The sequence below is a fragment of the Streptomyces sp. NBC_00247 genome (assembly GCF_036188265.1).
Lineage (GTDB): Bacteria > Actinomycetota > Actinomycetes > Streptomycetales > Streptomycetaceae > Streptomyces.
The window spans coordinates 7,253,394-7,278,368 of sequence record NZ_CP108093.1 but is presented as its reverse complement, the minus strand read 5'-3'; the positions used below and the strand labels follow the sequence as shown (position 1 = coordinate 7,278,368).

Annotated in this window: 23 protein-coding genes and 1 pseudogene; 10 read left to right on the top strand and 14 right to left on the bottom strand. The window is 69.5% G+C overall.

The window, feature by feature from the left end:
- Positions 1-744: 744 nt before the first annotated feature.
- The 3 genes from OHT52_RS31095 to OHT52_RS31085 all read right to left on the bottom strand — a co-directional run bounded on the left by OHT52_RS31095 (position 745) and on the right by OHT52_RS31085 (position 3,917).
- On the bottom strand, positions 745-1,278 hold the full coding sequence (locus OHT52_RS31095) for a hypothetical protein (RefSeq protein ID WP_328723511.1): 534 nt from the start codon (positions 1,276-1,278) through the stop codon (positions 745-747).
- A gap of 268 nt (positions 1,279-1,546) precedes the next feature.
- Positions 1,547-2,452: a LysR family transcriptional regulator gene (locus tag OHT52_RS31090; RefSeq protein WP_328723510.1), complete on the bottom strand. Its 906-nt coding sequence runs from the start codon at positions 2,450-2,452 to the stop codon at positions 1,547-1,549.
- 67 nt (positions 2,453-2,519) lie between these two features.
- Positions 2,520-3,917, bottom strand: coding sequence for a DUF1254 domain-containing protein (locus tag OHT52_RS31085; RefSeq protein WP_328723509.1), 1,398 nt, complete (start codon positions 3,915-3,917; stop codon positions 2,520-2,522).
- A gap of 265 nt (positions 3,918-4,182) precedes the next feature.
- Between OHT52_RS31085 and OHT52_RS31080 the strand changes: the two genes are divergently transcribed.
- Complete coding sequence (locus OHT52_RS31080; protein ID WP_328723508.1) at positions 4,183-4,860, top strand: GAP family protein; 678 nt, start codon at positions 4,183-4,185, stop codon at positions 4,858-4,860.
- Positions 4,861-4,919: 59 nt separating this feature from the next.
- Positions 4,920-6,587: a SulP family inorganic anion transporter gene (locus OHT52_RS31075; RefSeq protein WP_328723507.1), complete on the top strand. Its 1,668-nt coding sequence runs from the start codon at positions 4,920-4,922 to the stop codon at positions 6,585-6,587.
- A gap of 243 nt (positions 6,588-6,830) precedes the next feature.
- On the opposite strand, the gene OHT52_RS31070 is transcribed toward OHT52_RS31075, so the two are convergent.
- Positions 6,831-7,757, bottom strand: coding sequence for a DMT family transporter (locus tag OHT52_RS31070; protein ID WP_328723506.1), 927 nt, complete (start codon positions 7,755-7,757; stop codon positions 6,831-6,833).
- 73 nt (positions 7,758-7,830) lie between these two features.
- Between OHT52_RS31070 and OHT52_RS31065 the strand changes: the two genes are divergently transcribed.
- Entirely contained in the window at positions 7,831-8,745 is a 915-nt protein-coding gene (locus OHT52_RS31065; RefSeq protein ID WP_328723505.1) for a LysR family transcriptional regulator, read from the top strand.
- Between the two features lie 1,157 nt (positions 8,746-9,902).
- On the opposite strand, the gene OHT52_RS31060 is transcribed toward OHT52_RS31065, so the two are convergent.
- From OHT52_RS31060 to OHT52_RS31040, 5 genes and pseudogenes are all read right to left on the bottom strand, one after another.
- Positions 9,903-10,355, bottom strand: coding sequence for a DUF6415 family natural product biosynthesis protein (locus OHT52_RS31060; RefSeq protein WP_328723504.1), 453 nt, complete (start codon positions 10,353-10,355; stop codon positions 9,903-9,905).
- Complete coding sequence (locus OHT52_RS31055; protein WP_328723503.1) at positions 10,352-10,555, bottom strand: hypothetical protein; 204 nt, start codon at positions 10,553-10,555, stop codon at positions 10,352-10,354. The genes OHT52_RS31060 and OHT52_RS31055 overlap by 4 nt, the downstream gene beginning before the upstream one ends.
- Positions 10,556-10,651: 96 nt before the next feature.
- Positions 10,652-11,175: pseudogene (locus OHT52_RS31050) on the bottom strand (Scr1 family TA system antitoxin-like transcriptional regulator); the annotation flags it as partial.
- 102 nt (positions 11,176-11,277) lie between these two features.
- Entirely contained in the window at positions 11,278-12,018 is a 741-nt protein-coding gene (locus OHT52_RS31045) for an SDR family oxidoreductase (protein ID WP_328723502.1), read from the bottom strand.
- A gap of 293 nt (positions 12,019-12,311) precedes the next feature.
- Complete coding sequence (locus tag OHT52_RS31040; RefSeq protein WP_328723501.1) at positions 12,312-13,589, bottom strand: MFS transporter; 1,278 nt, start codon at positions 13,587-13,589, stop codon at positions 12,312-12,314.
- 56 nt (positions 13,590-13,645) lie between these two features.
- Between OHT52_RS31040 and OHT52_RS31035 the strand changes: the two genes are divergently transcribed.
- Positions 13,646-14,671 carry an ArsR/SmtB family transcription factor gene (locus tag OHT52_RS31035; RefSeq protein WP_328723500.1) on the top strand — a complete coding sequence of 342 codons (1,026 nt, stop codon included), beginning with the start codon at positions 13,646-13,648 and terminating at the stop codon, positions 14,669-14,671.
- A 543-nt stretch (positions 14,672-15,214) separates the two neighbouring features.
- On the opposite strand, the gene OHT52_RS31030 is transcribed toward OHT52_RS31035, so the two are convergent.
- Entirely contained in the window at positions 15,215-16,216 is a 1,002-nt protein-coding gene (locus OHT52_RS31030; protein WP_328723499.1) for an alpha/beta hydrolase, read from the bottom strand.
- Positions 16,217-16,359: 143 nt separating this feature from the next.
- On the opposite strand from OHT52_RS31030, the gene OHT52_RS31025 reads away from it, so the two are divergent.
- Positions 16,360-16,680, top strand: coding sequence for an STAS domain-containing protein (locus tag OHT52_RS31025; RefSeq protein ID WP_328723498.1), 321 nt, complete (start codon positions 16,360-16,362; stop codon positions 16,678-16,680).
- A 353-nt stretch (positions 16,681-17,033) separates the two neighbouring features.
- On the opposite strand, the gene OHT52_RS31020 is transcribed toward OHT52_RS31025, so the two are convergent.
- Positions 17,034-17,603: a GNAT family N-acetyltransferase gene (locus OHT52_RS31020; RefSeq protein ID WP_328723497.1), complete on the bottom strand. Its 570-nt coding sequence runs from the start codon at positions 17,601-17,603 to the stop codon at positions 17,034-17,036.
- A complete protein-coding gene (locus OHT52_RS31015) occupies positions 17,600-17,800 on the bottom strand; it encodes a hypothetical protein (protein WP_328723496.1) in 201 nt (66 codons plus the stop codon). Before OHT52_RS31015 ends, OHT52_RS31020 begins: the two co-directional genes overlap by 4 nt.
- A 60-nt stretch (positions 17,801-17,860) precedes the next feature.
- Between OHT52_RS31015 and OHT52_RS31010 the strand changes: the two genes are divergently transcribed.
- Positions 17,861-18,001 (top strand): hypothetical protein, encoded by a 141-nt coding sequence (locus OHT52_RS31010; protein WP_328723495.1) that lies wholly within the window; start codon positions 17,861-17,863, stop codon positions 17,999-18,001.
- Between the two features lie 49 nt (positions 18,002-18,050).
- Here OHT52_RS31010 and OHT52_RS31005 read toward each other — a convergent pair whose 3' ends face one another.
- Positions 18,051-18,668 carry a hypothetical protein gene (locus tag OHT52_RS31005; RefSeq protein WP_328723494.1) on the bottom strand — a complete coding sequence of 206 codons (618 nt, stop codon included), beginning with the start codon at positions 18,666-18,668 and terminating at the stop codon, positions 18,051-18,053.
- A 327-nt stretch (positions 18,669-18,995) separates the two neighbouring features.
- On the opposite strand from OHT52_RS31005, the gene OHT52_RS31000 reads away from it, so the two are divergent.
- On the top strand, positions 18,996-19,334 hold the full coding sequence (locus OHT52_RS31000; RefSeq protein ID WP_328723493.1) for a hypothetical protein: 339 nt from the start codon (positions 18,996-18,998) through the stop codon (positions 19,332-19,334).
- Complete coding sequence (locus OHT52_RS30995) at positions 19,331-19,735, top strand: restriction endonuclease (RefSeq protein ID WP_328723492.1); 405 nt, start codon at positions 19,331-19,333, stop codon at positions 19,733-19,735. The genes OHT52_RS31000 and OHT52_RS30995 overlap by 4 nt, the downstream gene beginning before the upstream one ends.
- Here the strand turns inward: OHT52_RS30995 and OHT52_RS30990 are convergent.
- Positions 19,719-19,925 (bottom strand): hypothetical protein, encoded by a 207-nt coding sequence (locus OHT52_RS30990; protein WP_328723491.1) that lies wholly within the window; start codon positions 19,923-19,925, stop codon positions 19,719-19,721. The two genes, OHT52_RS30995 and OHT52_RS30990, sit on opposite strands and share 17 nt — an antisense overlap.
- 303 nt (positions 19,926-20,228) lie before the next feature.
- Here OHT52_RS30990 and OHT52_RS30985 point away from each other — a divergent pair, with 303 nt between their 5' ends.
- Both OHT52_RS30985 and OHT52_RS30980 read left to right on the top strand, forming a co-directional pair.
- The gene (locus OHT52_RS30985) at positions 20,229-23,888 is read left to right on the top strand and encodes a WD40 repeat domain-containing serine/threonine protein kinase (protein WP_328723490.1); all 3,660 of its coding nucleotides are present in this window, start codon (positions 20,229-20,231) and stop codon (positions 23,886-23,888) included.
- A gap of 639 nt (positions 23,889-24,527) precedes the next feature.
- Positions 24,528-24,818 carry a hypothetical protein gene (locus OHT52_RS30980; RefSeq protein WP_328723489.1) on the top strand — a complete coding sequence of 97 codons (291 nt, stop codon included), beginning with the start codon at positions 24,528-24,530 and terminating at the stop codon, positions 24,816-24,818.
- Positions 24,819-24,975: the final 157 nt, after the last annotated feature.

The following is a 24,975-nucleotide window of genomic DNA, read 5'->3' as shown; positions in this document are numbered from 1 at the left end:
GTCGTCCTGGGCCGTCGCGACCCTCCTCGCCACCTGCATGGCCATCATCATCACCGTGTGACCCCCCATCGAGGCGCCGGACCCACCGCGGCAAACCCGTGGCGAGTCCACCAGCTCAACCTGGTGCGTCCACCGGCCTGCCCCTCTGAGTGCCGGGCCGGCCGTCCGGGGCACCGCCACCCGACACCGCCCACCCACCGCTCCACCACCGCCACCCCGCAAGCGGGCGTAGCCGCGGTAGGCGCGGGCGAGGAGGGCCGGGGAGAGGGCGCCGTACACCGCCGGTCCGGGTCTGGACTCGGTTGTCTCGGCGGGGGTTGGGGTGGTGGCGCTGGGGGTGGGTGTGCGCATGCGGGCCCCGTCTCCTGGTGTGCGTCGGTGGTGGCGCGTCGCCGAAGTGCGCCTGGAGGTGCTGTTCGTGGTGGTGGGGTGGTCTCGTTCGTCAGCGGGGTGACTGAGGCGTGCGATTGGCTGCGGCGGTGCTGACGGCGGTTCGGGCCCGGTCGGCGTCGAGCCGCGGCGCCTGGGCATCGGCCAGGATCCGGGCGACGTCGGTACCACGGTCGTTCAGGACGCCTGTGGAGCACCGTGTGGTGCCGCTGTCGCGGAACCGGGGCGGGGACACGCAGAAGGGCCGAAGGCGGGCTCAGCGCCTCCGGCGCCTCCGGTTCAAGCACAGGCTGGTGCAGTGGCTTCGTCCCGGTCGCGGTTCCCGGCGCGCACCCACGCCGGGAACATACCGGCCTACAGGGAGGTGAGTTCGAGGGTGAAGGTGCCGGTGCGGCTGCTGATCCCGTTGAGGGCGCAGTTCAGGGTGTCCAGTGTGGGGCCGACGTTGACGACGACCGCGCTGTCTCCGGCGAACAGGCCTGCGGTGACCGCGCCCGTGCCGACGGAGACGATTTGGCCGGCGGCGTTGTTGTTGACGTAGTTGACCAGCAGGGTGCTGGTCTGGCCGTTGTTCCAGTTGATCGTCAGGGTGGCGGTCGACGGGGAGGCCACCGTGAGGCAGGAGCGGGTCGCGTTGAAGGAGATGTTCATGGTCCCTGTCGTGATGGCCGGGTTGGTCGACAGGCACGGGCCGAGCTGGCGGACCGTGTTGATGTGCACGGACTGGGGGGTGAGCGTGACGGGTGGGCTGTAGGTCGTGGTCTCGGTGCCGAGCAGGCAGGTCGCGTCCGCGACTCCTGCGGAGGCAGGGGTGGCGAAGAGCAGGCAACTGGCCACTGAGGTCACAGCGGCTGCCAGCAGGGCCATGGGGCGAAAACGCGGGCGCATCGGGGCCTCCAAGTTTCAAGCCCTCGTGCGGAGGGCCATACCTCCGTTGTGACAGGCACAACAGGGATAGGCCATAGCCCGATATGACCGGTTAGTTAGGGCCAGAGACGAGTTGCTTCCGACTCGTCCGGTGTTGCCCGTAGAACGGTCACCCCGGGCCTCGTTCAGAAACAGAAGAAAAAAGAGGGCCGGAAGCGAAGAATGAGGACCACCGCAGACTCCGGTCCGCCGGGCGGGAAGAACTCCTTCGGCTGCTTGTGGGGGTGGGTCAGGAGCCCTTCGCGCGGCGTTGTGTGGCGACCAGTTGAGTGGACTGCCTCCAGAGCGACATGAGCGGTGTCATCTGGCCTCCCCGTTTCCATAGAAGCGTCGCCTGCATGGGGGCAAGCCATTCCGGGGGGTCGAGGAGGGCCACCGCCTCGTTCCCTTCCGCGATGCGCTGGGTGGCCGGCGCGACGCCCAGTCCTGCGGCCACGAACGCGATCGCTGTCTGCGGCGTGGAGACCTCGAGGACGTCGAAGCCTTCGTCGTCGGCCAGGGTCTCTTCGACGATGTCCGGCATGCCCGAGAACGCGGGAATCCGGTAGGGCAGGATCCAGCGCCCCCAGCCTTTTCCGCCAGGGTGCTGCTCGTGTGCCCGCTTCCGCGGTACGGCCAGTTTGATGTCGATGCCGACGATCGGGTACCACTCGCAGACGTCGGTGACGGATTCGGCGAATCCTTCCTGGCCGAAGGGGACACAGCCCATGTCCAGATTGCCGTCCACAATCCCCTGGATGATGACGTCGGGTGTGACATCGCTCAGGCTGACGCGCGCCTCCGGGGCGCGCTTCAGGAAGTCCGCCAGCACGTCAGCGATGAGCTCGTTGATGACCATCGGCTCGACACCGATCTGGAGATCACCGACCGCTCCCGCCCCCATCAGTCGGAGCGCCTCGGTGACCCGGTCGCGGTCGGCCACCAGGCGGCCGCCCCTCGACAGCAGATAGAGACCCGCTCGAGTGGGGTTCGCCCCCTTCGCCGATCGCTCCAGGAGACGCACGCCGAGTTCCCGCTCCAGCGCCGCGACGGCATCACCCACCGTTGGCGGAGTCACACCAAGGTTTTCTGCAGCCTGCGAGACCGAACGTGCCTCGACGACCGCCCTGAAGAACTCGATCTGACGGAAGTCCATCTCCATCACTTCCTGGCGGCGCGTCGCGCACTGCGCCGGCATTCTCACTGGTTTCCGACGGGGGGGGTCAGGCAGGTGTGATGTCGCCGAGTTTCCAGGTGCGGTCCAGGTAGGGTTCTTGGGGCCCGTAGAGGCGGAAGTAGGAGAACCAGTGCCGTCCGGGCAGGGTCTGTACCCAGTTCGACTCGCCGGTCTTGGGGGGATGCGGTCCGAAGGACAGGTCGACCGACCCGTCGCCGTTGACCAGAAGGTCGTGGTCGCGTGAACCGCGGTCCCCGCGCTGCTGGGGGTTGTCGATCAGGCAGCGGGTGGCGGTGTCGTACACGGTCACCGACCAGAACAGTTTGGCCGGCACGTCTGCCGGTACGTGCAGGGTGTAGTCGCGGCCGCCGTCCAGCCACGCGCTCCGGCCGTCCGTGTATGCCCCGAGGTAGGCCTGCCCCGCGCCGGGGGTGTGGCTCTTCATCGCTTCTGAGAACGAGACGGCCTCGTAGAACCATGAGGCGCGTTCCAGCAGTTGGTCGAGGTGTCCGGCTCGCTGGTCGGAGTGGTCCAGGACGATCGGCTGGTCCCAGAGGCGGTCGGGCCACCACCGGCATCCCTCGAACCGCTTGGCGAAGGTGTTGGCCTGCGCCATCAGCTCGCCCGCCGCGGCGCCCTGTTCCAGGATGCGTGTCGTCCGCTCGTCGGGTGTGAACGCCTCGCCCTTGGTGATCCCGAGCCGGTGCAGCATCGCCAGGTAGAAGCGGTCGCGTTCGTCCACGATCTCGCTCTGGTAGACGGCGTGCAGGGTTCGGAAGAACTCCAGGCCACGCGGCTGGTCACCGGACCACGGCCTGCCGTCGGGGGTGACGATGCGGGTCGTGCAGCTGGCGGGGTCGCTGTCGTGCGGGCGGATACGGACCGCGTCCACGAGCGCCCGGGACCGGTCGGGATCGGGATCCAGTGTACGGAAGCCGAACATGACGTTCATGCCCGTGGCGTAGAGGACATGGACTTCGCCGGGTGTCCCGTCCGGTACGGGTTGGCCGGGCGGGACGATCAGATGGGTGCCTCCCTGCCCGCGGTCGGGGCCCATCTCGCCCATGACACCGATCTCACGCTGCCAGAAGTCCGACACCCCGCCCGCCGTGGGGCCGGCGGGCAGTTCCACCAGCAGCGGCCCCGTCTGCGCCAGATCGAAGAAGTTCAGGATGTACGGGGTGGTGGCGTTGGCTGTGATCAGTCCCAGCCGGTCGCGGTACGTGCTGTAGCGGACCAGGTCGCACGGCCCCGCGCCGAACACCTCCCGGTGCACCCGCTGCCACTGCGCGTACGACACCAGAGGCAGCGCCCACAGATACACCTGGCAGGCCATCTGGTAGTCCAGCTCGTCGAAGACCAGCCCGAGATCCTGCCGAGCCGGCAGTTCACCGTCGTAACCCACCCCGCCCAGCCGGCCAGGAAGCTCCGCGTTCTCGCTCATCCCCCGACGCTACGAGCAGCACCGCCCCCACGCATCCGCGCCAGCGCGCCCGCCCACCCGTGCCGCACCCGCGGATATGAGGCCTCGGCGGCAAGGTACGTACGCACTGTTCGTGGGTGGTTGGCTGACAGGAACGTCAACCTCACCGGCGACAACCCCCTCTGGTCCAGTCGGCCGAGCTTGCCTTGCGCCTCCCCGGGAGCCGGGACAGGCTCGTTGCCGGCTCGCCTGCCGTACGCGGGGTGACGGTATCGAGGAGGCAGGGATGGGTGATGCTGTCGGGCAGATGCTGGCGTCGGCGGTGGGCATCGCGATCAGCCCTCTTCCGCTGATCGCGGTGGTGCTGATGCTGGCCACCCCGCGCGGCAAGGTCAACGGCATGGCGTTCACGCTGGGCTGGATGGTCACCCTCGGGGTGATCACCACGGTGGTCGTCCTCGCAGGATCAGGCGCGGGTGCCGACGACGGCGGCGCACCCGCCCGGTGGACGTACTGGCTCAAGCTCGCGCTCGGCGTGCTCTTCCTGCTCATGGGAGCCAAGCAGTGGAAGGACCGCCCCCATACGGGACAGGAGCACGCGCTGCCGGCCTGGATGCGGGCGATCGACCGCATCACCCCGGGCAGAGCGGCCGGTCTCGCCGCCCTGCTGTCGGGTGCCAACCCCAAGAACCTCGTTCTCACGATCGGTGGCGCGGCTTCCATCGCGAGCAGCCCGGCCGGCGTGGGCGGCAAGGTTGTCGCGGGGGTCCTGTTCGTGGTCGTCGGCTCGGTGTGCGTCCTGCTCCCGCTGCTCGTCTACGTATTCGGGGGCAGCAGGTCGGCCGCGGTGCTGGGCGGCTGGAAGGCGTGGATGGGTGAGCACAACAGCGCGATCATGACGGTGGTCCTGGTCCTGCTGGGCGCCAAGTACGTGGGGGACGCGATCAGCGGACTCACCTCGTGAAGCCTCCGGCCGAAAAAGGCGGGCGACTGCGCGCGCTCGGCAGGCCGAGGCCGTCCGACGTGTCCGCCGGCCTCGTGACGGGACTCTTCTCCATTCCGGAGGGCATGGCCTACGCGGCGATCGGCGGCTTCAACCCGGTCGCCGGCATCTACGCGGGCATCGTCCCCACCATTCTGGGTTCCCTCTTCACCCGTACCGTCCTGATGGTCACCACCCTTACCTCCGCGCTCGCCCTGACCTCGCAGAGCGTCATCCAGGAGGCCGGCCTCGACGCTCTGAACGCGGGCAACGTCGCCACCCTGACCGTGCTGACCGGTGCGGTCATGCTGCTGCTGGGGGTCCTGCGGCTTGGGCTGGCCCTGTCGTTCGTCTCGAACGCCGTGATGACCGGCTTCTCCACCGGCATCGCCCTCCAGATCATCACCGGCTCCCTGAAGGACGCCACCGGCTACGAGCCGGACGGCCACAACAGGCTCGTCCAGCTCGGCAACTGGGTCCTGCATCTCGGTGACTGGACGCCCGCGGCCACCCTCGCCGCCCTCGCCGCGATCGCCGTCTGGGCGCTGGTACGGCTGATCAAGCGGCTGGAGCCGGTCGCCGTCCTGATCGCGCTGCTCGTGGTGAGCATTGCCGTCGGTGTTCTCGGCGTGGACGTGGAGCTGGCGCGGGACATCGCCCGCATCCCCGGCGCCCTGCCCGCTTTCACGCCCCCGGACCCCTCGGCTGTCGGGGCACTGCTGCCCGGCGCCTTCGCCGTCGCCCTCGTCGGCCTAGCCCAGGCCGCCTCCATCGGGCCGAGCATCCCCAACCCGGACGGCACCAAGTCGTCCGTCAACGGTGACTTCATGGCGCAGGGCATCGGCAACATCGGTGGCGGGCTGTTCGGGGCGCTGCCCGCCGGCGGCTCGATGTCCCGCACGGGCGTCGCCGTCGACGCCGGCGCCCGCACCCGCTGGACGGGCATCTTTGCCGGACTGTGGCTCGCGCTGCTCGTCCTGACCCTCGGCCAGTTGGCCGAACGCATCCCGATGCCCGTCATCGGCGGTCTCATCATCGTGATCGGTTGCGAACTGATCATCGCCCGCAGAGCGGACATCGTTCTCGTCCTGCGCACCTCTCCCCTGTCGGCCACCGCCATGACCGTCACCTTCCTGGCCACCACCCAGCTTCCCCTCCAGCAGGCCATCGTCGTCGGCGCACTCCTCTCCCTCCTCCTGTACTGCGTGCAAGCAGCCCGCCAAAGCCGCCTCCACGCCCTTGAAGAAACCGCAGAGGGCCAGTGGCAGGTCACCGACGTCCCCGCCCGCATCGACCCCGGCACGGTGACTGTCCTCCACTACGGCGGGACCTCGCTCTTCGCCGAAGCCCCCCGGATCGACGCCCAGTGGCCGGACACCACCCGCGCACACGGCGCGGCCGTGATCCTTGCCCTGCGCGGGGTCCCCGACGTCCCCTCCTCCGCCGTCCTGAAACTGCTGCGCCGCTACGCTCGGGACCTGCGGGCTCATGGAGGGCGGCTCTACCTCGCGGGGGTCGAGCCCCGCCTCCTCGCCGTCCTCCACCGCACCGGCCTGGTCGCCGAACTCGGCGAAGACGCCGTCCTCCCCCACACCTCCGAGATCTTCGGCGCCCAGCGCGAGGCCGTGGCACGCGCCCGGCAATGGACGGAAACCGCCGCACAGCCGCCCTCCCCCGGCCGGCCGCGCGATCCGGGCGAGGGCTCCTAGCTGGGCGACGGCGTACCCCGTCTCCGTGCAGCCGGTTCGCCCTTCGTCCCTATCTCGCGCCGCTGCCGGGATGCCACAGCAGGGGGCAACCGTCCAGGTCTGCGGCGCTCAGGCGCTCTACCCTTCCGATCGAGGCCGTCGGACCCCACGCCTGCGAATCGGTGCGCCCATCCTGCGGCGCCGGACGGACTCGAGACCTCAGGGGCGCGGGCGCACCGCCCGCGATCGGGCTGTCGGCCGGGGTCAGGAGTGATGGCGTGGGAAGACGGTCTCTCCCGGTCGCGGCGCGAGGTTCGGTGTTGCGGGCCGCGGGGGCCGGGGGCGCTTGTTGAGGAGCAGAAGGCCGGCGATGGTGATGAGCCCGCCGAGGACGGCGGTGGGGTGGGGGTGTTCGCCGAGCCAGAGGTAGGAGACGGCGAGTGCGACGGCGGGAACGAGGTAGAGGGCGGCGGTGGCGGTGGTGACGCTGAGCCGGGCGACGGCGTAGCCCCAGACCAAGAACCCGGCGGCCGAGGGCAGGAGTCCGAGGCAGACAGCGGCGGCTGTCGCTCCGAGGGGGGCGTGGGGGACGGCCCGGATGGTGGTGGGGGCGAGGGGGAGCAGAAGGGCGGTTCCGGCCCACATGGCGTAGGCGGCGACTTCCAGTCCGGTGTAGCGCCGGAGTAGGGGCTTGATCGTCAGGTGGTAGACGGCTTGGCCGCAGGCCGCTGCGAGAACGGTCCATGCGGCCGCCGTGTATCCGCTCTCCGTGCCGGACAGCGCGATGAGTCCCGCGCCGGCGAGAGCGGTCAGTGAACCACCGGCCTTGGCCGGAGTGAGCCGCTCGCCGAGGAAGCGGGCCGCGAGCAAGGCGCTCATCGCGGGGACGGCGGCCATGATCAGGCTGGCGGTACCGGCGGGTACATGGAGCTCGCCCCAGTTCAGCAGCAGCTGGTAGGCGCTCATCCCGGTGCCACCGGCGAGGCCGATGCGCCAGAGGTCGTCGCGTGCGGGACGACGGATTTTCAGCCACGGAGTGACCGCGGCGAGGGCGAGGGAAGCGACGGCGAGGCGGAGAAAGGACAGCTGGGCCGGTCCGTAACCGTCCAGGGCCACGCGGATCGCGGGAAAGGCGGTGGCCCACAGCAGCACGGTGGCGGCGAGAGCGAGCGGGGTCTTGTCGAGCTTCACCCTGCCGACTCTGCCGGGTACCATCCATTAGGTCCATTTATCTTTTTCTTGTTGATCAGTTAGGAAATCTTCCTTGTTGGATGTTCGCCGTCTGCGGGTGCTGGCCGAATTCGCCTCGCAGGGCACCGTCGCGGCCACCGCGCAGGCCCTGCACCTCACCGGCCCGGCCGTCTCCCAGCAACTGACGGTGCTGGAGAAAGAGGCCGGGGTACGGCTCCTGGAGAAGCGGGGCCGCACCCTCCACCTCACCGGCGCGGGACAGCGCCTGGTGGACCACGCGCACGTACTCCTCGGCAACCTCGCCGCAGCCGAGTCGGACCTGACAGCACTGCGCCAGGGCGAACGCGGCACCGTCCGCATCGCGGCGTTCGCCTCCGCCGCCCGCACGATCATCCCCACACTCTGGCCCACGCCCGGCACCGCACCCGCGCCGGAAGCGCCCACCCTGTTCTTGGCCGAGCACGAACCGCCGGCCGCCGAGACCGCCCTCGCCCGGCACCAGGTCGACATCGCCGTCACCCACTCCTACAGCCTGCTCCCCCGCCCGCTCCCCGCCGGCTGCGAGCACCTGGCCCTGTTCGACGAACCCGTCCACCTCGTCCTGCACACCGCCGACGCCACCGACCACCACCTGACACCCGGCACGCCCGCAGACCTGCGCCACTTCGCCGACGCCCCCTGGCTCCTCCCGGGCCCCGAGACCGCGTGCCACGAAATGACACAGCGCGCGTGCGGCGCCGCCGGCTTCGTCCCGCGAACCGCGGCGGTGGCCGGCGACTTCACCGTCCTCACCACCCTCGTCGCCCGCCGTGCGGGCGTCGCCCTCATCCCGCACATGGCCCTCCCCACCCCCACACCGGAACTGAGCATCCACCCCCTGCACATCCCGGTCCACCGCAGCATCCACGCCCTCTACCGCTCCGGAACCGGCCAGCGCCCCGACATCCGATACGTCCTCGACCGCCTCCCCACGCCTCCCGACCATTGAACCCAGCCCTCCAGAACGCCCACCAGCACGAACGGCCCGGGTGGAGCCGGACCGGGCGCGACCAGCACCCCAGAAACCGCCCGTTGAGCCACCAAGGCGCGGTGCCGCGCACGCGCTGCCAGGCAGGTACGCAAACGGAGCCCCACCCGGAAGATCCGAGGGGGCTCCGTCACCACGCGGAGAACCGGTCCTGACCGCTGACCGCCGGCACCCGACGCTGAACCGAAACCAGGAGCGCCACACCCGTCGCGGGACGGCGTGCCGCTGCCCGCTCGCCGGGGGAACTACCTCATGAAGTGGGCAGACACAGGGCGTAAGCCGTCACTGTCGCCGTCGAGGCACTGGTCGCGTTGAAACTCGGCAGAAGCTCGACCGTCCACGTTTTTGCCGCCGCGTCGGGGTACTCGCTGGACACCCCGAGGACATCACTCGGCGTCGCACTCCATCCTCCGCCCGTCAGCGTGGTCCCGTCCGGACAGGTAGCAGTCACCCTGAAGGGAAACGGCGAATTCTGGTCATGGACCACCGGAGTGCCGGTGACCACGACCGCGGGCTTCGCCACCCCAGCAGGACCCTGCGGCCCGGCAGGACCAGCAGGACCAGCAGGACCAGCAGGACCAGCAGGGCCCGGAGGCCCAGGGGGACCAGGGGGGCCGGGAGTGGGGGTGGGGCAGTGATGGTCGGCGCGGGTGGCACAAGGCTTACTGTGGTCTCCCGGCTGAGCCGCGGCCGTGGAAACAGCAGCTGCAGAGAGACCGATAGCCAACAGGCCGCTCAATACCGTGGCGGATGTACGCATGTGACCTCCTGTACAGGTGAGCTGCCCCCTGCCTTCCCGCCCGTAGCACCGCACCACCGCCCCACCGCACACGTTCCTACGAACAGAGCACAACATCATCGGCAAATGCGGCCAACCGATAACGACGCAGCCCAACTGCCGCGACAGCCGCGCGGACGGAGCCCCGACGGGGGGCTGCCGCACGATCCGGCCGCCGGCTGTGCCTGCGGGCGCTTGGTCCCGACAACTCGGCCCCTGACACGCCGACCGACCCGACCAGGAATGCTCCACCACTTCCGTGGGCCGCCTCAGGCGGGCATTGAGAGTGAACCGCCCGCAGACCCTCCGGATCAGCATGCTCACGCGACCATTCACCAGCTCAACCGCCGCTCGGTGCAATGCCCTGGCCGGTGGGTGCGGCATCCAAGCGGTCCAGGCGTTCATAGAGGGCGCGGACGGTACGGGCGCGGGCCTGGACGCAGCTCATGGTGCCCTCGGGCAGCGGGGACAGCTGGTCTTCCGCCTCGCGCAGGACGAGGTCGGCGAGGGCCTTGGGTCCGCTGGACTTCGGCAGTCGGTCGGCGCGCGTGCGGAGTTCGGCGGCGACGGCGCGGGCATGGCCGGTGAGCTGGAGGGCGATCTGGTGGTAGTCGCGGATCGCGAGTGTGTCGGGGCAGGTCCAGGCGAGGACGGCCGTGATGAGGCTCTCGTAGGGTTCGCGGTCGAGCGGGAGCCCGGCTTCGAGCAATCCGTCGGGGTCGTACAGGACCGTGTGCGTGCTGGGACGCGACGGCGGCGCGGCCGAGACTTCGGGTGGCAGGTCGGCGGTCACCGCGCGGTGCTCGTACGGTGCGCGGCCTCGTCGTCCTGGCCCTCGGGCCCGTTGTCGAGGAAGCGGGCGTAGCCGCGGTGGGCGCGGGCGAGGAGGTTCGGGGAGGTGACGCCGTACACGGCCGGTCCGGTACCGGACTCGGAGATTTCGGCGGCGTGTTGGGGCGCCGGGGCGGTGGTGCTAGGTGTGGGTGCGCGCATGCTGCCCCGTCTCCTCGGTCGGTGTGTCGATGGGCGTTCCGACGGTAGGGAGTGCTCGACTTTCCCTTCAAGGAGGTTGCGCGAAATTGCGGAGGTTCACTCGTCGAGGGTGTCGATCGCGGCCCGGATGAGGCTGCGGGCGGCGTCGCCGTAGACGGCCATTTCCGTGAGGCCGGCGAACGCCTTGGTGTAGTCGGCGAGTTCGCGGGGCTGTGTCACCTTGATCTCCGCCGTCAGGGTCTCGACCACGGCCATGCGTCGTGGAGGTAGAACGCTTCCAGCGGCCACACGGTGCGCTGCGCGGTGAACGGGATGATCCCCAGCGAGAGGGACGCGAGCGGCATCACGGTGGCGGAGCTGGCCCGCATGGCATCGGGGTCGGCGGTGCGGAAGCGCAGGACGGATTTCTCCATGAGGACGACGTAGCGGTGGCCGCCTTCGTAGAGGAAGCGGGAGCGGGCGACGCGGGCGGCGACGGCTTCGGCGACGTCGTCGGGGGTGCCCTGGAAGCGGGTGATCTGAGTCATGAGGGCGGTCGCGAACGCCGGGGTCTGGAGGAAGCCCGGGGGCAGGGTGGAGAGGTAGACGCGGCAGTGGTGGGTCTGCTCGTGGAGGGTGTTGCGGGAACGGCTTCCGGGGAGGGCAGGTCGACGTCCCCGGTACCCAGGGATCCGTACCCGCCCCGACTGCACGTGCCCCGGGGTGGTGGAGCTGCCGGTGCTTCACATTCCGCCGGCGATCCTCATGACCGTGCCGGTGGCGTAGGAGGCGTCGTCCGAGAGCAGCCAGGCGACCGCTCCGGCGATTTCCTCGGGCTGGCCAGCGCGGCCCATAGGGACGAGTGCCGCCACCTTGGCGGGCCGCTGCGGGTCGGCGTGGAAGTCGGTCCAGATCGTGCCGGGGGCGACGCAGTTGACCCGGATGCCGTCAGCCGCCACTTCTTTGGACAGCCCGACCGTCATGGCGTCCACGGCGGCCTTCGCCGCTGCGTAGTGGACGTAGGTGCCGGGGCTGCCGAGGGTCGCTGCGGCGGAGGAGATGTTCACGATCGCTCCGCCCGCCGTCATGTCGCCGATGGCCCGTCGGGCGCACAGCAGGTAGCCCAGGATGTTGACTTCCAGGGCCTGCCGCATCCCTTCCGGGTCTGCGCTGGCCAGTGGTCCGACCGGCCCGCTCACCCCGGCGTTGTTCACCAGCGCGGTGACCGGTCCCAGGTGCGTGGCCGCGGTGTCGAACAGACGGTCCACGTCCGTCGCGTCGGCGGTGTCTGCCGCGACTGCAACGGCCGACCGGCCCAGCGCGCGCACCTCTTCGGCCACGCCCTCGGCCGCCCCGGCGTCCGACCGGTACCCGACGGCGACGTCGTGCCCCTCGGCTGCCAGCCGCAGGCAAATCGCCGCGCCAATGCCCCGGCTGCCGCCGGAGACCACCGTCACCCGCTGCCGTGCTCCGTGTTCCGCCATGTTCCGGTCCTCCGAACTGAGCCGATAAATGATCGATCAAATAGTCATGCTAGTCAGATGGGTGTCACGTCGATCCCCGTCCTCCGGTGCGCGAGGCGCCCGTCTACGCAGGTGGGCGTGATCACCGCGAGCCGTAGCTTGTCCCGGCTACCGCGTCCCTCCCGGCCCGAACAGCGTCGGATGCTCCGGCTCACTGGACTTCTCTGCTGGATACACCGTGAGCGCCCGTGTGATGCGGGAGGCATGCCTCCTGCCTTCCCGCCGAGGGGCGGATCACGGCTTCTTGGGAGGCGTCATCCGAAGCGTGCGGTTTTCGCCTGTTCGGCGCGTCGGGCTGTGGGCGGGAGGGCGAGTGCCGCGGCGCAGAAGACCGCGCCCAGCGCGATCCAGCCGATGGCTCCGTGAGGGAGGACGAGGGTGGTGATCAGGACCGGGCCGAGGGCCTGGGTGAGCGAGATCCCGGTCTGGAAGACGCCTTGGTAGTCGCCTTGAGCGTGGTCGGGTGCCAGGGCGTAGCCGAGGGTCCAGCTGCCGGCCTGTGAGGTGACCTCGCCGAGGGTGAGGAGTACGACGGCGGTCAAAAGGATCACGGTCGCGGTCGTGGGAGAGCGGTGCGGGGCTGCTGCTGCCGCGGCACAGGCGAGGGCGGTGAGTATGCCTCCGAGTCGGAAGGAGCGTGTGGCCGCGGGGAGCGTGGTGGCTCGGTGTGCGGCGCGGATCTGAAGCACGACCACGAGAAGGGTGTTGAGGATCAGCAGGGCGCCGACCAGGGTTCGTGGAGCACGTGTGTGGTTGACGAGCCACAGGGGCAGAGCGACTTCCAGGACGACGTAGAGGGTGTTGACGATCGCGTTGAGCCCCGTGACGAGCAGGTAAGGGCCGTCGCGCAGCGCGCTGGGCGCCTTGGGTTGACCCGTGTGGGCCGGTGGGAGGGTGGCCTGCGTGGCGGGGACCTTGCGCAGCGGGACGAGCGCGAGGAGGAAGGTGGCGGCGTCGGCGAGGATCGCGGCTTGGAACGCGCCGGGGCGGTCGAGGGCGACGACTGCGGCTCCCAGGGCGGCGCCCGCGCCGATACCCACGTTGTTGACGGCCCGCAGCAGCCCGAGGGCGGGAGCGCGTGTGGCCGCGGGAAGGCTGTGGGCGTACAGGGCGCTGCGTACGGCGGCGTTGGCTCTGCTGCCCGCGGTGACACCGCAGGCCAGCAGTAGGAAGGCGGTGTACGTGTCGGCGACGGCGTAGCCGGCCATCGCCACTGCCTGGATCAGGTGCACGACGGCCAGGACGCGTCTGGCCCCGTGCCGGTCGGACGCGCGCCCTGCCGGGATGGCGGCGAGGACGCCGCACAGGCCTGCGAGGGTCAGGGCGAAGCCCACCTGCGGGGCGGAGTACCCCAGACCGCGGGTGAACCAGAGGGTGCTGATGGTCAGGAACAGGCCGTTGCCGGTCGCGTTGACCACGAGCAGAGCGGCCAGGGCGCGTACGACCGGATCGGTCGACAGGGAGACGCGCCGTCCCCCTGCGGGCGGTGCGGCGGGCACGATCGGCGGCCGGGAAGGTGGTGCGGAAGTCATGGCCGTGAGCCAACCCGGCGTGCGGCCGGAGCAGAATGCGTTAAGACTGGGGCTTAATGATCCGGTTCCGTCTCAGCCTCTCCGACCTCGCGGCGACGTCCTTCGCCTACTCGCCGCTCCAGGAGACCGTCCTGAGTCTGCGTCTGTGGGGCAACCACGCCGCCCGCATGCCCCACCTGCGGAGGCTACGCACCGCGATGCGTCCGGCGTTCGAGCGGCTCGATCAGGATCTACTGACCTCACTGGTGGCCCGGCGACGCTACTGGGTGCCCGATCTCCTCACCCCTCGTCCTCATGAACCCGCTCCCGGCATCCGCTCGGAGCTGACGGCCCTGCGCGCAGTCGACCCAGCCAGGCTCGGACCAGAACTGGAACAGACCTTCCACCCCCTGGGTGAACCGGTCCCGCCCCGGCTGCTGGCCGGGCTCGCGGACCCCGCCCGGCTGCTGGCCGACATCGCCGACGCACTGGAGGCGTACTGGCACGCGTGCCTCCTGCCCCGCTGGCCGCGCATCCGGTCCGTGCTGGAGACGGATATCGCCCACCGGGCCCGCACCCTGACCGAACATGGGGCCGGACACCTGTTCAGCGATATCAGCCCACGTCTCACCTGGACCGACGGTGTGCTGAGCATCCACCGCAACGGACCCTGGGCCGCGTCCGCCACCGACATCCCCATCGACGGCCGCCGTCTCCTGCTCACGCCCAGCTGTTTCGTCGACGGCGTCTCGACCATGCTCGGCCCCGGCGCACCACCCCACATCATCTACACTGCCCGCGGCCTGGCCACCCTCACCGAAAGCCCGCCGCCTTCCGCCTCCCCGTCCCTGGACAGGCTTCTCGGCGCTCCCCGTGCCCGTCTTCTCACCCTGCTCGCCGAGCCCGCCTCCACCACCGAGCTCGCCCACCAACTCCATGTCACCCCCGCAGCCGTCAGCCAACACCTGTCCGTGCTCGCCGCCGCCCGGCTCGTCGACCGCACCCGCCACGGCCGCCACGTCCTCTACCGCCAAAGCCCCCTCGGCACCGCCCTCCACCAAGCCCAGCAAGACACCCCACCCGATCAGGATGCGTCTCCATAAGCTCGGCCGGGGCCGGCAACTGGCTACCCACCCCGCCTGGGCCCTTCCGCCCCATCCTGCGCATGTACCAGCCACAGCCGGCCGTCTTCGACGGCACCTACACTCTCCCCCCGATCAACCCCGCCTGACCGATCAGCACCGGATGCCCGGTGCGGTGACGCACGGGTGCGGCCCGCACACTGCACGATGCGCCGAGCGGACGATGCAACGGACTCCCCACCCGGTCAAGCGCGTCGAGTGGACTCCGCCCGCACCCGGTGCGCCCCCACTCCCCCGTCGGTACGGACGGCTCGGTGCGCTCCACCCGGTGGAACACACCCCGAAGCGGCGAGCGGGCGTTGCTGCTTGGGAAGTCCGCTACGTGACGTCTGATCAGGGAGAGCGCCATAGCCACCCATCGGAAGTCCAGCCGGCTCGGAGGAGCCTGCGGCACCGGCCTGGCGCGAGCTCGCCACGGTCACCGGTGCCCAGCGCATCCGATGGCGGGAGCACCGGGCCCGTACAAGCCGCCCGGGTCGGCCTCAACGCCGCGACCGGCGAGTATCACCGGCGTAGCGCCGTCGTGAGCATCGGCAGAGCGTGGCGCAGTTCCCTGTACCCGTACGTGCCGGTGTGTCCGCCTGGGTAGATGTGTGTGGTGGCGGGTGCGCCCAGAGCTGTGAGACGGTCGCTGAGCATCCGTGTTTCCTCACCGCACACCGCCTCGGTGACGGATACGACGCCCTTGTCGGCGAGCGCGACCCATTTCTCGGTGCCGGGGATGTGGGGGTCGGGCTCGTCGCTGTCGAACGGACCGGGGGTTCCGTCGCCGGAGGCTAGGTAGACGTGAGTGTGACGCAGGCTTTGGGCGTGATGGTGGGGATCCCAGTCGAGCCACGTCTTCCACTGCTTCCAGGGGTCGCCGAAGATCGCGTAGCCGTCCACGCCGACGAATTCGGCACCTGATAGCCACATCTCCGGGTGGCGGACCGGGTGGACGGGTGCTCCGAACGCGGCGACGGCGCCGAACAGTCCCGGCAGACGGGCAGCGAGCCCGAGGGCGCCGAATCCGCCCTGCGATTCGCCTGCTGCCGCTCTGTCTGGACCTGCGCCGTAACTGTGCTCCACCAGGGGTAGGACCTCGCGGAGGAAGTAGGTACGTACCCGGGGCGCTCCTCCTTTGCCGTGGTTCCACCAGTCGGTCCAGAAGCCGAAGAGCGGCATGGACGGCATCACCACCAGAACGTCACGTAGTTGCGCCAGGTCCTGCACTCTGAACAGGTTCGTCCAGGTCGTGTGGTCGCCGTCTCCGCCAGCGAACAGATAGAGCGTGGGCCAGCGGTCGCCGGGGCGGCGCCGATCCCAGCCGCGCGGTGTCAGCAGAGCCACCGTGCTCCGGCTGCCGAGGGCAGGAGAGTCCACGGTCAGCTCGACCAGCCGGTCGTTCAGACGGCGTTCGGCAAGGACTCTGCCGGTTGCGTCCGCCGGGGCGGCGCCGAGGAGTGCTCCGGCGCCCAGGAGGGTGCCGGTGGTGAGAACGGTGCGGCGGGTGCGTGTGTGCGGCATGTCCGAGTCATCGGCCTGCTTCCCGGCCGTCTTTAATGCACGGCCCTCGCCGTCCGGCACACGGGCGCCGTCATCGCCGCCGGGCGCCGTCGGAACCCCGGAGGCGCATTTCACGTCACAGGCAAGCCGGGAACAATGGCGTCATGAATCACCGTGAGATCCGAGACGATGTCTCCGCACCCATACCGGTATTCGCTCCCCGGGGAGAGCTGGACCTCGACTCCCTCGGGCCGCTGACGGATCAGATCGATGCCGCCGTCGCCCAGCACGGCGTCGTCGTCCTGGACGCCGGCGGCATCACGTTCGCCGACTCCTCGTTCCTCCGGCTGGTCCTTGCCACCCACGAGCGCGCCGACCTACGGATCGCGAACCTCTCCCCCACCGTGCAGCGGCTGTTCCAGGTGGTCGGCGCCGACACCTTCCTCCACCTCTACCCCACACTCGAAGACGCCCGCACCGCCTGACCCAGTCCGCGACCACCGGCGGCCCGTGCTCACGGCCTTGAGCGACTGCTTCCGTGGTGGCCATGGAAGGCTTCGTCCGGGTTCTGCTCGACGCCAGCACCAGGGCCACAGATGCTGACGAACCTGAGACGGGCCCCTGCTCACCCTCACGTGTAGGGGCCCGCCCGGCAGAAACGATGCTCCCGCCCCGACGGGTTTCGGCACGCCTACGCAGAGCCCGCGCTCGGCTGCTTCCAGCCCAGCGGACCAGGCGAAGTGGCCGGTGCACTTCGTGCTCGGCTCTCAGGTACGGACACCACCTCCTGGCCGTATGAACGGCACCCGGGTCGCCCTGGAGGAGCTGTTCGCCACGCTTACCGCGCTTCGGCGTCGACCTCCAAGATCAGGAGGTCGTAGACCGGGCCGCCGGGCTCGTTGCGGTAGGGGCCCGCGTACGTATACCCGAGGCGGTCGTACAGGGTCCGGCCGGCGGTGTTGTCCGGGCGCACCAGCAGCGAGGCGTAGTCGGGATTGATGGCCTTGAGGAGTTTGGTGTGGAGGCGGGTGCCGATGCCGTGGGACTGGCGGGCGGGGGTGACGGCGAGTTCGCACAGGCCCATGAGGCGGCCCGCACGGACGTGTTCGGGGATCTCGGGGAGCAGCTCGGGGCCGTACCAGTACTCCGGGGTACACGGGAAGGCGTAGCCGAAGCCGACCATGGAGCCGCTCGCGTAGGCCGCGACCAGGGTGAAGCCTTGGTGACGGAGGTGGCTGGTGACCTGGTGGCGCAGTGCGGCGGCGGACAGGCCGTCGGTGGAGGCCCCGGGGGTGTCGACCAGTTCGGGGTGGGCGTCGGCCCAGATGTCGGCGATCGTGTCGAGCAGGGGCGGGACCTGGCCGGGGCCGTAGGTGCGGATCACGACGTCTGTGCGGGTGCTGGTCACGCCCGTCCTCCTCCGGTAGTGGTGGCGCGGTATTCCTCGATCCAGGACGCGACCGCGGGGACGCGGCCGTGGCGCTGGAGTGCGCCGGCGACATTGTGCAGGGACTGCAGCAGGCGGTCGGAGCGCACTTCGGGGAGGAACGCGAGGAGCCGGCCCGCGGCTTCGGCGGCTGCCTCCGGCTCGGGACGGCCCCTCACCGCATGTTGGATGGCGATGTCCGCCGTGTACAGGGCCCTGCTTCTGGCGAAGGTGTCACCGTGCAGGAGAACGGCCTGTTCAGCGCCGGAGGCCGCGCGTTCGTGCTGACCGAGGTCGGCGCGGGCGAGGCTTTCGAGCTCACCGGGTGCGTAGAAGTCCAGCCAGGCCGGGTCGGCGTCGTCGCGGGGCCCTGGGCGTAGAGCGTGTGGGCGCGGACGATCGCCTTGTCCGTGGCGGCGGCGTCGCCCATCAGGGCCCACCCGCCGGCCTCGCGCAGGCGGAACCGGTCGCGGTGCGCAGTTTCGTCTCGGTGCGGTGGGTGTAGGTGCCGGACTGGAGCCACTGGTAGGCGGTGTGCAGGGCTTCGGACGCGGCCTGGCGCAAGGGTGCGGAGCCGTGGTCGGGGTCGTACAGGGTGGTGACGGCTGCGGTGACGGCACGTACTTCGCGGGCGCCGATCTTCCCCGGTGCCGATCCGGCGGTGAGCGGGAGGGCCAGGAGGGCGGCCGCGCCGTCAAGGAGGAAGGACCGCCGGTCCGCCAAGGCCGGTTCTTCCCGGCGCTCGTGCGCACCGGTGAGGGGCTGAACGGACCGGGCGGCGCGGGCGGGTGGAGCGGGGAGGGTGAAGCCGAGGTCGGTCATGCTTCGGCCGTGGGTCATCTGCGTGAGGATCCGCTGGTAAACGGCGCGGGGGCACAGCACGTTGCCGTCCTCCCAGTCGGCGACCAGGCGCGGGCCACAGGCCACGTCCGCCCTGCCGGTCTCGTTGACCTTCTTCGCGAACTCGGACCGGCTCATCTGGAACTCGAGTTCGCGCACCCTGCGCAGCCGCGTGTTGCGGACAGGCTTGCTGGGGTGGTCGTTCATGCCGGCTCCGGGTCGGGTGCCGTGACCGTATCCCTTCCCGGTGCTGCTCTGCCCGGGATTCGGCCCGGTTTACCGGGACTTGCATCGTTCTTTCATCGGTGCGGCATCGCGTCCGTACGGGCGTTGCTGCTTGGGTAGTCGGTTACGTGACGTCTGATCAGGGAGATGGCGATGGCACCTGCGTACATGGGGAGACCGGCTGGCTCCGGAGAGCCTGCGGCGCCGGCCTGGCGCGAGCTCGCCGTAGTCACCGGTGCCCAACGGACCCGGTGGCGGGGGCACCGAGCCCGTACGCGGTGGGTGGAGTGCGGACGGGCGTGGGACGCGGTGGCCGTCGAACCGATGGCCGCCGGACTCGACGCGCTCACCGCGATGGGCGCGGGCACCCGCAACGGCTACCGGGTCCTGGTCGACCACCTCCGCGACCAGCTGTTCGCCTTGGTGCAGGCAGGCACCGGCGACGTCTTCGCGGGCATCCCCGGGGGCCGGGTGCTGTCCGTGGGACACCAGCTCCTGGCCCCGGTCACGCCGCAGGACGGCACGGCCGCCGCCGACTGGATCAGCCACCCCGACGCCCACACCCTGTCGGCGCCCGTCTCGGCCGCCCCGTTCGCCGACCGGTTACGGCAACTCACCTCCCCCTCCTGCGCGAAGGCCGCGTCATGAACGGGCACACCGTGCTTTACGACCCCGAAGGCCACCTGGGCGCCCACCTCCCGCTCGACCGGACCACGCACGAGCACCTGCTGCGGGCAGTTCTGTCGTGGACCGATCCGACGGCGTTCCTCCCGGACGACTACGAGCAGATCGGGCTGCTGCTGACCGGCGCAGCCCGCGCCGTCGCCGCCGACGTACACGAATACGCGAGCCGTCTGCCGGCCCACGACGGCCGGCGCCTGTTCACCGAGATCGTCCTGGGCGAAACTAACGACCCCCTCTCCCAGCGCTCCCGCAATCTGACCGGGGTGAAGACGAAGGCCGAGGTGCTGCGCGCACTCTACGGACGGCTCGACCGGCTCCAGGACGCCGCTCCTGCTGCGGAGGAGACCCCTACAGCCTCCCCCTGATCGCCGCTCGGATCAGCTCTCCCACTTCGGTGAGATCGTCGTCGGGGAGCTGGTCTCGGCGCTTGAGTTCGTCGGTGAGGTGGACCAGGGCGTCGTGGATGCCGGCGGCCGGACGGACAGTGCCGGGTCCCGCATCAGCCCTTTTCGGTCTGCGTGACAGCGTCCACGCGGAAGCCTCGGTCTCGCTCACGAGCAGGACCCCGCCCGGGTGGGTGCTGGCATTGCGGACTGTCTGGAACCAGCTCTGCCGCTCCGTCGTCCCAATGTGTTCCCATATCTGCCCCATGGGCAGTCAGCGGAAGGTCGACGGTCTGAAGGCTTAGGAGACGGGTTGGTCGTGAAGCTTATGGAGTAGCGCGCACTACCCCACTGATACACGGGGGCAAGTGGACCCATGTTCGCTACGCGGGCATCTCCGCGTAGTGATGCCCCGCCGGAGCCGGGGCGGATGAGCAGCAGCACCTTCGAACAATAAGGCGATAGGGAGCGGACGTTGACGCTGCAGGCGGGGGACCCTGAGCGCTTGGGTGATTACTGGTTGGCCGCGCGGCTGGGAGCGGGTGGCCAAGGAGTCGTGTATGAGGCGTATGACGGGTCGGGCGCCCGGGTCGCACTGAAAGTGCTGCACTACGACGCTTCTTCTTTTGTGCGGGAGCGTTTCGAGAAGGAGCTTGAGTCGGCGCGGCGGGTGGCTTCTTTCTGCACAGCGCAGATCCTCGACTCCGAGACGCAGGGTGAACGTCCTTACATCGTCAGCGAGTACATACCCGGCCCTACGCTCGGTGCCCGGCTGCGAGATGAGGGGCCGCTGTCGGCCGATGAGACGACGCGCCTGGCGGTGGGGATCGCCACCGCGTTGACCGCCATCCACCAGGCAGGTGTGGTCCATCGCGATCTCAAGCCGGGGAATGTGCTCCTTGGTCCGGACGGGCCTCGGATTATCGACTTCGGGATCGCTCGAACGTCAGAAATGTCACTGACGGCCACGGGCGCCCTTATGGGTACGTATGGGTATATGCCTCCCGAGGTCCTCGCCGGGCGTCGTGCCACTGCGGCCTCAGACATATTTGCGTGGGGCGCGCTGATTCTCTACTGCGCGGGTGGGGAAGAGCCCTTCCGCGGTGGCAACTTGGCTGAAGTTGCGTATCGCACGGCTACGGTCGAACCGGCTCTGTCTGCCGTCCCGGCCCGGCTTAGGCCGCTAGTGGCCGCGGCACTGGCCAAGGAGCCTGAGCGGCGGCCGTCTGCGAGTGAGGTGTTGCAGGGGCTGATCGGGGCGATGCCGCCTTCCGCGGACCCGCGCTTGGCTCTGCTGCAGGCAGGTGCCGAAGCCGCTGAGTTTTCCGGTGCCAGCGCTGCTGCCGGGACGCACCTTGATCTCGGCCTGGGCGCGCGTGCCGAGCAGGCGTACGCCGCCTTGTCGGATGCTTATCACCTTGCTGTGCAGTCCTTGCTGTTGCGGCTGGTAGTTCCGGGCAGTGCACCGGACGGCTCGCAAGACTCGGTTCGCACAGCCGCTCCGGAGGAGTTGTCCGGTGCAGGCTCCGATGAGGAGGCTGCGGTTGTACAGGTGGTCATTGCTGCCTTGGCCGACGCAGGAATCCTGGTGGTGGGCGTGGACGGCTCCGTCCGCCCGATCAGTATGGCGCTTCTGCCGGCCTGGCCCCGTCTGCGCGGCTGGGTGCAACAGGACCGGGACGGCCTGGCCCTGCGTAACCGGCTGGGGGAGGCAGCTCTGGTGTGGGACCGGGGCGGCCGACGCGGCGACGACCTCCAGCACGGTTCAGTGCTGCGGACCACGCTCGACTGGTCGGCTACAGCCGCCGCTCATTTGCGACCCAGCCCTATTGAGACGCGTTTCCTCACTGCGTCACGGGTGGCGGCCACACGCTCTGTAAAACGCCGTCGGCAGTTGCTTTCGACTTTGTCGGTCTTCGTGGTTGCGGCATTGGTGGCCGGGTTGTTCGCGGTGCAACAGAGACGGGAGGCGCGTCAGCAACAGGAGCGGACCATCGCCCGGTCCACCGCCCAGGCAGCGGAGAGCCTGCGGGCGTCCGATCCCGTGAACGCCATGCTGTTGAGTCTCGCGGCGTGGCGGATCTCCCCGACCGAGGAAGCACGGGCCTCGCTGCTCGCAGCAGCTACCCAAAGGGAAGCGGACGCCTTCCAGGTTCCGCACGGTATCCGAGATTTGGAGGTGGCCAATCAAATTCTCAGTGCGGACGGGCGGCTGCTCGTTCTCAATGTGCGAGGCAAAAGCCAGATCTGGGATTTGACGAAGAAGAAGCAGTTGCTGAGCCTCGACCGGTTCGAGGGGATGCAGGAGGCCGAGATTGTGGACATCAGCGGTGGCTCACGCTACGCCCTGATCAGCTGGGCTGATGGACGACACCAGGGGCTTGACCTCGTCAGCGGAACCCTAGCCGGCCCCCAGATGAAGCATGGTGACGGCGCGACGTCCATCAACGACCAGGGGCAGATCGTTGTCAGCCTTGATGACGAAGGCGGCGGCTACGAGATATGGGATGCGGTGACAGGCCAGGCCACCATAACGGAGACGTTGAGTTTCCAAGCCGCGCTTTCCCCCGACGGTTCCCTGCTGGCCAGATGCGACCCATATCCAAGCGTGTCCTTGCAGCGACTGTCGTCCGACGGGAAGTGGACTCGGGTGGATCTGGACGAACTGCCCGACAACTCGCTGGCAAACTGCTTCGGCGGTGGAGGGTCCCGTATGAGATTCAGTCCGGACGGCAGTCGGCTGATGGCCGGAGACGCAGCCGCACTGTGGGTCTGGGACACGCAGACGGGAGCCCTGGTGACAGAGATGCAGCTGGAGGACCCACCGGAAGGGGTGGAACCGGAGATGCAAAACCTTTCCTTCAGCACCGACGGCCGCCACGTCCTCGGCTACTCGGCGAGCAGCGGTCTTCTGGTCTGGCGTGAGGGACTGACTCCCGAGCCGATCTACGCATATGACAGGCAAGACCTCCACGGCGTGGCCGATCCCGGGATAGTGACCTATGCCCTGAACTCGGAGCGGAAGGAACTGGTCGTCGTTACCCGCAACGGAAGCCAGGTACAGACCCTTGACCTCTCCCGAGCGATAGCACCGGACCCTCTCACCCTGCCTATGGGGCAGCCTGAGACCGCCATGTCATCCAACGGGGAGTACGGCGTCGTCAACGTCGGTGGGCCGTACACCCCCCAGCAGGTGTACAGCATGAGAAGCGGTGAGCTCGTCGGCCACAAAGTCCCGCTCCGTCAGCGCACACCGACCGGTCCCAATCTGGCCCCGGGCGAAATCCAGGCACTCAGCAACGACGGCGGGCTGCTGGCCTTCGAAGACTCCCACACGGACCAGCTGGACGGGGGCACAGACCTCGTCGTGTACGACGTCCGGAAGGGCCATGAAGTCCTGCGGAAGTCGATAGCCCAGCAGGACAGCGTGATCAACTCGGTCTCCCTGTCTGCCGACGGAAAACACGTCGCGGTATGGACAGGCAAGACCGTGGACGGGATGGCGGTCCAGGTCTGGAACGTTTCTAGGGGGGCCCCGCAACGTTTCGCCGACGCCCAGGGCCAAATGGTGTTCAGCCCGGACGGGCGCACTCTTGTCACCACGAGAGGACAGGTACTGGACCTGGCTACGGGCAAGGTCAAAACCGGCGCCCTCGGTTCGATCCCTCTCACCGGCACCGCTTTTTCGGCCGACGGTCACTCGCTGGTTACCACCACTGCCGAAGGGTGGGTGGAACTCCGAGACACCGGTACCTGGCGCCTGATCGGCAGGATGCCGAGCAGCACCACCCAGGGGGCCATTTACTACGGAGCACAGCTCGATATGCCCACATTCTCACCTGACGGCAAGACCCTTGCCGCCCGCGTGGGCTACCAAGCCACACAATTCTGGGATGTCTCCTCCCGCATCGCGCTGGGAGACGCTTTGCACCTGGGCGGTGGCACACTCACGTCCATGCGCTTCGACAACCGCGGAGTGCTGCGCATGATCGGAAACAGTAACCGCCGCCGAGCCTTCAACCCCGCTGCCGAGACAGCTGCCAAGCAAATCTGCAACCGCGCTGGCCGTGACATCACTCCCGACGTATGGCGGACATACGTTCCGGACGCCCCCTACCGCACGGTGTGCACATAGGGAACCCGCTACCGCGCCTGGCTAGTCGGCGGTCCAAGCAGGTGCCTGCCACGCTGGTAACTCGGATCTCTGCGCTGCCACATCGCGCGCAGAACACTTCTTGGGTCTTCATGGTTCTGGTGTACATCACGTGCGCGGCAACGTTGCCCCTGCTCCGGTCCGGCAGCATTGCCGGCGGTCGAAAAGCGCGTGACGCGGGGCCCGCCCCGTCGTTGGACAGCGCGAACCCGTACCGGGCCCGGAGATGTCACGGCTGATCCCCCGGGCCCGTGGTAAGCCCGGCTCCAGGTCAGCTCCTCGCGGCCGCCGCGGCAGCGAGCCACTCAGCCGCTTCGGCTGTCGGTCATCAGCAGAACCTGCGTCGGGTGGGCGGTGCCCTCCTGGACAACGTGGGCACGACCCGGGTGCGAGCTGCTCTTCGGGGCGGGGCTGGCTATCGGAGCCAGGCACCGCCAGGTGACGGCCGGGGACGTCTTCGGGTCGTCCTGCTGCCGGAACCGTCTCCCAGTAGCGGGTGAGCTGACGCAGGGTGCCGTTGATGCTGTCGATCGCGACGATCAGCCTGAGGGCGTCGGCAAGGTCGTGGTCGGGGAGTTCGTTGCGGCGCTTGAGTTCCTCGGCGCGGCCGAGGAGGGCGTCGTGGATGCCAGCGATGTTGCGTGGGCGCGGGAGCGCGTCGAGCGCCGCGAGCGCCGGCTCGCCGAGCACGCCGCGTTCATGGCGCAGCGGCGGGAGCAGGCCGATGAGGTCCGGGCCGAGGTGTGGCTGGCGCCCGTACCGGGCCAGCTGATCCGCCAGATCGCCGAGCGGGCCGGGCTGACTCCCGGGCAGGTCCTGGAGCAGCTCGCCGAGCGGGTCGCGGTCAGCGACGACGGCACGGTGTCCGTCGCGCCCTTCGCCCCCGCACCGTACGGCGGTCAGCCGCAGTGAGCCCGCGCGAGCCCCCGCGGCCGACAGGCTGAATGGCGACCCCGTGCACCGAGCCGGGCCGTACCTGGAGACCACCGGGGAGCAGGCGCGGCCGGCGGGTGCCCGCCTCCTCGCCGCGCGGGGGTGTGCCCGCGGCCGGGGGCCGACGGCCTGGTCG

Excerpts from the sequence above, each read along its gene's own strand:
- OHT52_RS31030 (WP_328723499.1), bottom strand. The coding sequence starts at position 16,216 with ATGCCGCACACACGCACCCGCCGCACCGTTCTCACCACCGGCACCCTC.
- OHT52_RS31005 (WP_328723494.1), bottom strand. The coding sequence starts at position 18,668 with ATGAACGACCACCCCAGCAAGCCTGTCCGCAACACGCGGCTGCGCAGG.
- OHT52_RS30995 (WP_328723492.1), top strand. The coding sequence starts at position 19,331 with ATGAACGGGCACACCGTGCTTTACGACCCCGAAGGCCACCTGGGCGCC.
- OHT52_RS31080 (WP_328723508.1), top strand. The coding sequence starts at position 4,183 with ATGGGTGATGCTGTCGGGCAGATGCTGGCGTCGGCGGTGGGCATCGCG.
- OHT52_RS31055 (WP_328723503.1), bottom strand. The coding sequence starts at position 10,555 with ATGCGCGCACCCACACCTAGCACCACCGCCCCGGCGCCCCAACACGCC.
- OHT52_RS31045 (WP_328723502.1), bottom strand. The coding sequence starts at position 12,018 with ATGGCGGAACACGGAGCACGGCAGCGGGTGACGGTGGTCTCCGGCGGC.
- OHT52_RS31085 (WP_328723509.1), bottom strand. The coding sequence starts at position 3,917 with ATGAGCGAGAACGCGGAGCTTCCTGGCCGGCTGGGCGGGGTGGGTTAC.
- OHT52_RS31095 (WP_328723511.1), bottom strand. The coding sequence starts at position 1,278 with ATGCGCCCGCGTTTTCGCCCCATGGCCCTGCTGGCAGCCGCTGTGACC.
- OHT52_RS31090 (WP_328723510.1), bottom strand. The coding sequence starts at position 2,452 with ATGGACTTCCGTCAGATCGAGTTCTTCAGGGCGGTCGTCGAGGCACGT.
- OHT52_RS31040 (WP_328723501.1), bottom strand. The coding sequence starts at position 13,589 with ATGACTTCCGCACCACCTTCCCGGCCGCCGATCGTGCCCGCCGCACCG.
- OHT52_RS31025 (WP_328723498.1), top strand. The coding sequence starts at position 16,360 with ATGAATCACCGTGAGATCCGAGACGATGTCTCCGCACCCATACCGGTA.
- OHT52_RS31035 (WP_328723500.1), top strand. The coding sequence starts at position 13,646 with ATGATCCGGTTCCGTCTCAGCCTCTCCGACCTCGCGGCGACGTCCTTC.